The organism is uncultured Kiloniella sp., assembly GCF_937128705.1.
GTDB lineage: Bacteria > Pseudomonadota > Alphaproteobacteria > Kiloniellales > Kiloniellaceae > Kiloniella.
In genome coordinates this window covers 1-7,974 of record NZ_CAKZMP010000301.1, presented here as the reverse complement: position 1 = coordinate 7,974, position 7,974 = coordinate 1, and the positions used below count along the sequence as shown (strand labels likewise).

Here is a 7,974-nt window from a genome sequence, read left to right as displayed (position 1 = left end):
TGCCCTGTGATGACGGCATTATTGTTGACGAGTTTACCCGCACAGAAGATCCCGCCATCCTGGCGATCGGCGCCTCTACCCGCCACCGGAATCTTTTCTTCGAGAAGATGCAGCGCCTTGAATCTGTCGCCAACGCGGTTGATCAGGCCCGGACAGCGGCGGCAACCCTGATGGGCGAGGAGAAACCCTATAACAGCGCTCCATGGTTCTGGTCGAACCAATATGACGTGCGTCTGCAGATGGTGGGGTTGTCGCAACATCATGATCAGCGTGTGCTGCGCGGAAGCCCGGAAGACAAGGGATTTGCGGTGTTCTATCTCCGCGATGGCTGTGTCATTGCTGTTGATGCGGTCAACCTGCCCATCGCTTTTATGGTCGGCAAGACCCTCGTTCAACAACGCAGGCAGGTCAATCCTGAAATGTTGAAGGATCCGGATATTGAACTGAAGTCCTTGGTGAGCGGTCAGTCCATAAATTGAAATTGACGACCGAGTAGAGCTGTGCCCTTAGTTTGCCCAAAATTGCGAAAGCAATGCACAACTCATACGGCCTATGGATATCATATCCTACGACCGACAGCTTTCAGTGAGCGCAAAGGATGCGTGAGCCACAACCGGCGGAATTTCCCGTAGCCAGACACATTACTGTTGCTCTGGTAAACCGAGAGCACCATAGCGAATGATATGGACTCCCCCTGCTCCCACGGCATCGATGTGCCACATTGAAGGTGTCGAAGTCTTCAATCGAAAGCAGGAGGAGTCATCATGAATGTTACAACCATCGGCATCGATCTGGCGAAAACTGTGTTCAGTATTCATGGCACCAATCAACACGGCAAGGTCGTGGTTCGCAAACGGCTCAATCGCCCTAAACTGCTGGCGTTCTTCGCACAACTGCCTCCGTGCCTGATCGGCATGGAGGCCTGTTCCGGTGCCCATTACTGGGCTCGAGAGTTAACCAAACTCGGCCACGATGCCCGGATCATTGCGCCCCGCTTTGTCACGCCGTATCGCAAGAGCAGCAAGAACGACGACAACGATGCCGAGGCCATCTGCGAAGCCGTCAGTCGGCCCAACATGCGCTTCGTTCCCATTAAGACTGATGACCAGCAAGCCGTTCTGTGCCTGCATCGCATCCGCCGTGGGCTGACCAAAGAGCGCACCGCGCAGATCAACCAGATTCGTGGTCTGTTGGCCGAGTTCGGACTGATTATTCCTCAAGGGCGCTATCACGCCCGACATCGAATTCCCGAAATCCTGGAAGATGCCGAAAATGGTTTACCCATGCTGGCCCGGCGTTTACTCAACAACATCAACCAGCGCATTCTCCAGCTCGATGAGGAGATCCTGGCCTATGACCGGGAAATCGAAGCCATGGCCCGGCGCGACGAACAGGCCAAACGGTTGATGGCCATTCCCGGCATCGGCCCACAAACAGCCACTGCGATATTGGCCAGTGCGCCGGATCCCAGACAGTTCAAAAGCGGACGACACTTCGCCGCCTGGCTCGGGCTCGTACCCAGGCAGTACTCGACCGGAGGCAAGCCCCGGCTGGGTAGAATCACCAAGCGCGGGGACAAGTACCTGCGAATGTTGCTGATCCATGGCACCCGAGCGGTGATTGCCAAACTCGCCGACAAACACGATCAACTCAGCCAGTGGGCCAAAGGGTTGGTGGAACGTCGCGGCTACAAACGAGCCGCCGTGGCATTGGCCGCCAAGAATGCCCGGATTATCTGGGCACTGTTGATGAACCAAACCGAGTTTAAAACACAGCCTGCAGAGGGCTGATAACGGGCAACAACGACAGGCAGAACACGCCTGCCAGCCGAGTCTTGCAACGGCAAGCGATGACGGAACGGTCAGACCGAGAGTGATTGAACCTGTTAAGCCTTGCGGCTGAAACAAGCCGACTAACGAATGAGGTCATCACTCACACGCATCATCATCCTGGCCCGGGCAACAATGCCCACACAGAGGCCGAATGTAGAGCTGCAGTCTCAAACCGCTTCGAAATCAAATGGCGTTGCTTGACCGCAGGGGGAGTCCATGTAGCTTGGCTTTGCGGCGTACCGAAGCGTAGCGTAGGTGCGTCCGGCAACAGCCAATTGTTATAGCATAATTTCTGCAAATACTGCTCGCGCATCTTGCAATGACTGCTCCACTCTTGGGAACTTGCGTACCCTTTCAGAAAGGTATTGCTCTATCACTGAAAAACAACCATCCAGATCCGATAAATCTCTGTCTGTAAATGTAATCGTATTTATACCAAATTTAGAAAAATACTCATTACGTTTGCTCATCTCCTTAGCCCAATCATCACGTAGTGCTTCATTCATTTCTACTTTAGTGACATTACGAATCCTATCCACCTTCATATGCGTGGATGCCGGGCTTATTTCAAAGCCAGTTTTACTCATCGTATAAGGATTTAGTACTGCGTAATCAAGTCGATATTTGTGTTTCTTATCTTTACCGGCGAATCGCAGCTCTGGAATAAGAAAAGGTTCTTCATATGGAGTTGAGGATTTTCGCAAATAAGAAAGATAGCGATCCGCTATCCCTTTCTCATATTGCGAATTGGAGACCCGCTTCAAGATACTCCCCTGAATCCGTGAGTTCAACCGGCTGAAACTGTATCCAAAGCCTGCAATAACAAGGCCTTGGGCGATATAATAGCACCTGACATCCATTCACCCAGTCAGTGCATTTGGCTCATGCGTACTTTCACTCTCCAGCAATCCCGAACCGAAGTCTATACACCCCACGGCGGACTGGCCCTGGTGGGCCACTGCCTGAACCGGCACACGTCGCTTATCAAAACCGCTCGCACGGTCGCCAAGCGCCACGGTATTCCGAACATTGAGCTGATCCGCACCTACCTGGGCCTGATCACGCTGGGCAAGAGCGACTTCGAGGCGGCCGAGCCGGTACGAACAGATCCGTTCTTCAAATCGGCCATGGGCATCAAGCAGTCGCCATCTTCAGCCCGTTTGCGCCAGCGATTTGATGAAGATGCCCAAGCCCTGACGTCATTGCTGGAGGATGCCAGCGTTGAATTTCTTCAGTCCGTCGAAGCGCCGGTGTCACCACTGGCGATGGGCCATGTTGCCCTGGATATGGATGTCTTTCCCATGGACAACAGCCAGACCCATAAAGAGGGTGTCAGCTACACCTACAAGGGTTACGACGGCTATGCACCCATTGCCGCGTATCTGGGCCAGGAAGGCTGGTGCCTGGGTTGCGAGCTACGCCCTGGCAGCCAGCACGCCAATAATGGTTTTCTGGATACCCTCAAACGGGTTTTGCCCCGGGCCCGGTCACTGACGGACAAGCCCATCCTGCTGCGTCTGGACAGTGCACACGATGCCCGTGACAATCGCGACTTCCTGCGCGAGCAGGACCAGATCGACTTCCTGATCAAGTGGAACCCTCGCAAGCAGGATCCCTTGGCTTGGGCAAACAAGGCCCAGGCCAAGGAAGTCTGGTCGCTGGACCGCGACGGCAAGATGGAAGCGGTTCTGTCGGAAGCGATTCCGGACGAGCCCGGTCTACGTCGCATCGTGAAGGTCACCGTTCGTACCAGCGATGCCGAAGGCCAGCTGTATCTCGAACCGGAAGTCAGCCTCGAAGGCTGGGTGACCTCGTTGCCGGCCGAAGTAGCCGACGAGCAACACATCATGGCGCTGTACAGCGATCACGCCACCAGTGAGCAGTTCCACAGCGAGTTCAAGACCGACCTGGACCTGGAACGACTTCCGTCCGGGAAATTCGACACCAACAACCTGGTCATGGCCTTCGCAACGATGGGGTACAACGTGCTGCGCTGGATGGGCCTGAGGCTGACCGGCCCGGATGCGCCGGTGCGCCACCCGGCCAAACGCCGTCGCCTGAGAACGGTGATGCAGGAACTGATGACCATGGCCTGTCGCCTGGTGCATAGTGGCCGGCAGTGGATCCTGCGCTTTGGCCGGCACTGTCCGGGCTTTGCCGTTTACCAAGATCTTTACGAAGGAATCGCCTCCTCCGGATAAGCCAATTCGACAACGGCCATATCTTAAAACCACCCTGGAAACCATGCCGGGGCAATCCGCTATTGCCTGGCGACCCTGGCTTGATCAAAAAACAGCCAAATCCTGGTGGCTGGTCGACTTCAGCCTGCACGTTCCAGGCATTATCAACCTGCTTTTGGTCAAGTTTTCACTCACATTAGTGCCGATGGCGCTTTGCGGGGTATATTGGCCTGCAAAGTCACTGATTCAGGATGAAAATAGCATGACTGGCTCTATAGTATTGATTTACTGGAATCTCGGCGCTAAATTTATTACCGTACCGCAAACCTTAGGAGGGTCTGATTAACGCCTGATTTATCGCTGAATCGCTTTTCAACTCGAAAAAAAGCCATTCAAGCGCGATTTTGGCGTTATCACCCTCTGTTTTGTTCGATTTTTGCCTATTTCCCGCCGTTTTGGCGGAAAACAGGCGAACTGACCCTACGACAGCAGGTATTTTTCACCCATCAGCAGGTTGCTGAACGCAGCCAGCAAGTGCAATCGGTTACTGTTTTTGGCCAAGCCGCGATAGCGAACTTTGCTATAGCCAAAGACCTGCTTGATGTACCGGAATGGGTGTTCCACTTTGGCCCGGGCGCTGGCTTTGAGCTTCTCGGCCTTTAGCTTTCGGTCGTCCAGTTTTTTACGAGAACCGGGGCGCTTGGCAATGAACCAGGATACATTTTGGCGATCTTTATGCTCATCCCGCTTTTGAATGCCAAGATAACCGGCATCACCGAACACGCGCAGCTCGTCACCGTGAAGAAGGTTGCCGGCGGACACGATGTCGTGGACATTGGCAGCGGTGGTATCGATGCTGTGGATCAAGCCGAGCGTATCGTCCACGCCGATATGCATCTTCATGCCAAAGTACCACTGGTTGCCTTTTCTGGTTTGTCGCATCTCAGGGTCGCGCTGGCCGCTTTCATTCTTCGTGGAGCTTGGTGCAGAAATGATGGAAGCATCCACAATGCTGCCTTCACGCAGCATCAAACCATTTTTCTCCAGGTGCTTGTTCACCTCTTTGAACAACACCTTGCCAAGGCCATGGCGCTCCAGGAAATGACGAAACTTGAGAATGGTGGTTTCGTCCGGCAATCGGTCCAGCTTCAGGCCGGCGAACTGGCGCATGGATTCGATCTCATACAATGCGTCTTCCATGGCAGGATCACTGAGGTTATAGAACAATTGCATGCAGTGGACTCGCAGCATGGTCGGCAGCGGATACGGTGGCCGGCCAGTCTGGCCCTTGGGGTAATATAGGGCTACCTTCTTCTCCAACTGCTTCCACGGAATCAGCTTGTCCATCCGTTCCAGAAAAATCTCGCGGCGGGTTTTACGCTTCTTGGTCTGGTACTCGGCTTCGGAGAAGGTGATCTGATCCATGGTGGCAACGAATCCTGTGCAGTTGACGATGACCGTATTATCGCTGATTTTGAGACTTATTCAGAGCCTCCCTAAATTCGGGAAAAGACCAGGGCGGCAATGGTTCGAATAGACTGCCCCAGCACTTCACGAACGTCTCTTGTTCGCCAACCCAGTCTGAGCATCCGTAAGTGGGTTGCAGCGTGCGCCAGAGCATACCTCTGGCTGAGGATATGGGCACGTTCCAGATGGGTGAAGGCTGTCTGGAAATCGCCTGCGCCTTCCGCCCTGCGTGTCGCCTCAAGCTCCGTAAGATCGGACGCCTTCAATTCACTGTGCATCGATGTTTACTCCCCCTGAAATGCCAACGACGGGCCAATAATCGACCATTTGACTCCGAATGGTTCAGCCTTTCAGTGCCAGTATGCGTTTGGCACCCATCAATACGATGGCACCAACAATTCCCCCAATAATCAGATCTGGGTAGTTGGTACCGGTCCAGGCAACGAGCAGCCCCGCAAGTATTACACCCAGGTTGATGACCACGTCGTTTGCTGAAAATATCCAGCTGGCTTTCATGTGAGCACCGCCGTCACGGTGTTTGGCGATCAGGAGCAGGCAACTGATGTTGGCAATAGGGGCCACAGATGCGACGGCCATCATCATTGACGACTGGGGATCACTGCCGAACAGAAAACGCCTGCCCACCTCAACCAGTACACCGACGGGAAGGATAAGCTGGAGGATGCCTGCCACATGGGCCGCTCTGACCTGCATTGTGATGCCGCGCCCAGCGGCGTAAAGTGCGAGACCGTAGACGGCGGCATCGGCAAGCATGTCTAGCGAGTCTGCAATCAGGCCAGCGGACTGGGCGATCAGGCCCATCGTCATCTCGACCAGAAACATCAGTGCGTTGATTGCCAGCAGTATCCATAAAGTGCCGGATTCTTCGCTTTCGTTGGCCTTAGAAGATTCAGCCGCTCTGACGGATTCAGCGCTGGCGTCTTCTGTCCTTTGCAAGGAAGCGCCCAGGCCCAGGTTTTCCAGTTTGCTGGTAATAGGACCGGTTTCTCCATGGTGGATAATTTCCAACGTACGACCCGATAAATCGAATGACAGCGACTGAATGTTTTCAACGCCAGTCAGTGCCATTCGAATCATTCGCTCTTCCGAGGGACAATCCATTTTTGGTATTCTGTAGGTGCTTAGCTGGCTACCTGTTTCGGCGGTGGCGCGTCCCTGAAACTTGTCATCTACGACAGAGTCTTCACTACCACACTGCCCATTGCAGGGTTTGCTCATTTTCTCGGCTCCGGTTTTCGTACAAATGATGCAATTTAAAACCCTGTAGCCACTACAGGGTCAATAACTAATCTACACTAGTAGTCGTCAAAATCGGCGTTTGTCTGGATAAAGATCTACAATGATAAGTGCGATGGTGTGGACGTCTAATTTTATTTCGAGGGTAAACTTTATGATTTCATTTAAAGGACTTACAGCAACCGCTGCGTTGTTGGTTTTTCCTGCATTCGTGCTAGCGCATGGTGATCAAGGCTCATGGCAAGGGCATGGTCCTGGCATGATGATGGATCAGGAGCAAATGCAACAGATGCACCAGAACTGGTCTCACATGAACCAGCTGATGCAACGCATTCCTGATGAAGCTTCACCGCAAGAACGGCAACAATTGATGCGAGAACACAGAGAGGCGATGCAAGAGCAAATGGGTTTTATGCATCACGGTATGATGGGCCCCGGCATGATGCGTGGACAAAACGGCATGATGGGAGGTCAGCACATGATGAACGGCGGCGGTAAATCAAAGAATGGTGGTAGTCTGTCTAACGAGCAACAAATTCAGATGATGCAGGAGCGCATGGATCAAATGCAGCTGATGATGGAGCAAATGCTGCAATACCAGCAAAATCTGAAGGTAGAGTGATCGAGAAGCCTTCAAATACTTCTGTTTAACAGACGCTTAGTGTCTGGCGAGTTTGATAGGCTGACGTTTGTGAAAACGGCCCAGTAGCTGGCTTTTAGTCTCTACGATCCGTGACCTTTTACGGCTGAAAGTTGGTGCTCTGGGCGCTACTTCGAATGTTCGCTTTGCGACCAAACAAAGCTTCCTAAGCTCTTAAACAAGAGCGAACGCTCGGACCCGAAACAACTGGAAGATTTGATTCCCGTAGAAATCCGGCGAAACACCAACGGGCGGAAACTCTAATCAGCGGTGCAACTGAAACAGGGATGTCTGCATAAGCACCGTAAAAGCGGTTTAGAAATGGTGTAAGCAGCACGAAAGCTGTGCCCTCCGGTGGTGTAAGCAGCAGGACAGCCGCTGCTCAAAATGGTGTAAGCAGAGCATCTTTGTGGGCCGCCCCCCCTCAAAGCCTCTGCTCACAGGGTTCCCTTGGTGTGAGCAGACTAAGAGCTCGCCAAGAGTTCCTTTCAACGGTTATCAGCATTAGTCGGATGCATCAAAAAATAAAGGGCGAAGATTTTTGGCTATAAGCAATTGAAAATAAAAGGCTTCTAATCTGCTCATATATAGACGCAAA

9 protein-coding genes are annotated in these 7,974 nt (G+C 53.0%); 5 read left to right on the top strand and 4 right to left on the bottom strand.

Features of this window, described 5'->3' with window-relative positions; translation table 11 throughout:
• Together Q0241_RS15035 and Q0241_RS15030 are read left to right on the top strand one after the other, a co-directional pair.
• Positions 1-479, top strand: a 479-nt coding sequence (locus Q0241_RS15035) for an oxidoreductase C-terminal domain-containing protein (protein WP_299378914.1), incomplete at its 5' end; no start/stop codon positions are given.
• Between the two features lie 285 nt (positions 480-764).
• Entirely contained in the window at positions 765-1,790 is a 1,026-nt protein-coding gene (locus Q0241_RS15030; RefSeq protein ID WP_299378912.1) for an IS110 family transposase, read from the top strand.
• Positions 1,791-2,110: 320 nt separating this feature from the next.
• Here the strand turns inward: Q0241_RS15030 and Q0241_RS15025 are convergent, their stop codons facing one another.
• Positions 2,111-2,596 carry a hypothetical protein gene (locus Q0241_RS15025; protein ID WP_299378910.1) on the bottom strand — a complete coding sequence of 162 codons (486 nt, stop codon included), beginning with the start codon at positions 2,594-2,596 and terminating at the stop codon, positions 2,111-2,113.
• Positions 2,597-2,716: 120 nt separating this feature from the next.
• Between Q0241_RS15025 and Q0241_RS15020 the strand changes: the two genes are divergently transcribed.
• The gene (locus Q0241_RS15020) at positions 2,717-4,033 is read left to right on the top strand and encodes an IS1380 family transposase (protein ID WP_299378908.1); all 1,317 of its coding nucleotides are present in this window, start codon (positions 2,717-2,719) and stop codon (positions 4,031-4,033) included.
• 43 nt (positions 4,034-4,076) lie between these two features.
• A complete protein-coding gene (locus tag Q0241_RS15015; protein WP_299378906.1) occupies positions 4,077-4,358 on the top strand; it encodes a hypothetical protein in 282 nt (93 codons plus the stop codon).
• A 134-nt stretch (positions 4,359-4,492) separates the two neighbouring features.
• Here Q0241_RS15015 and Q0241_RS15010 read toward each other — a convergent pair whose 3' ends face one another.
• From Q0241_RS15010 to Q0241_RS15000, 3 genes are all read right to left on the bottom strand, one after another.
• Positions 4,493-5,437 (bottom strand): IS5 family transposase, encoded by a 945-nt coding sequence (locus tag Q0241_RS15010; RefSeq protein WP_153741791.1) that lies wholly within the window; start codon positions 5,435-5,437, stop codon positions 4,493-4,495.
• A gap of 71 nt (positions 5,438-5,508) precedes the next feature.
• On the bottom strand, positions 5,509-5,757 hold the full coding sequence (locus Q0241_RS15005) for a DUF3703 domain-containing protein (protein WP_011784791.1): 249 nt from the start codon (positions 5,755-5,757) through the stop codon (positions 5,509-5,511).
• A gap of 64 nt (positions 5,758-5,821) precedes the next feature.
• The gene (locus Q0241_RS15000) at positions 5,822-6,718 is read right to left on the bottom strand and encodes a cation transporter (RefSeq protein ID WP_299378897.1); all 897 of its coding nucleotides are present in this window, start codon (positions 6,716-6,718) and stop codon (positions 5,822-5,824) included.
• A gap of 133 nt (positions 6,719-6,851) precedes the next feature.
• Between Q0241_RS15000 and Q0241_RS14995 the strand changes: the two genes are divergently transcribed.
• Positions 6,852-7,358, top strand: coding sequence for a hypothetical protein (locus Q0241_RS14995; RefSeq protein WP_299378895.1), 507 nt, complete (start codon positions 6,852-6,854; stop codon positions 7,356-7,358).
• The last annotated feature ends 616 nt before the right edge of the window (positions 7,359-7,974 follow it).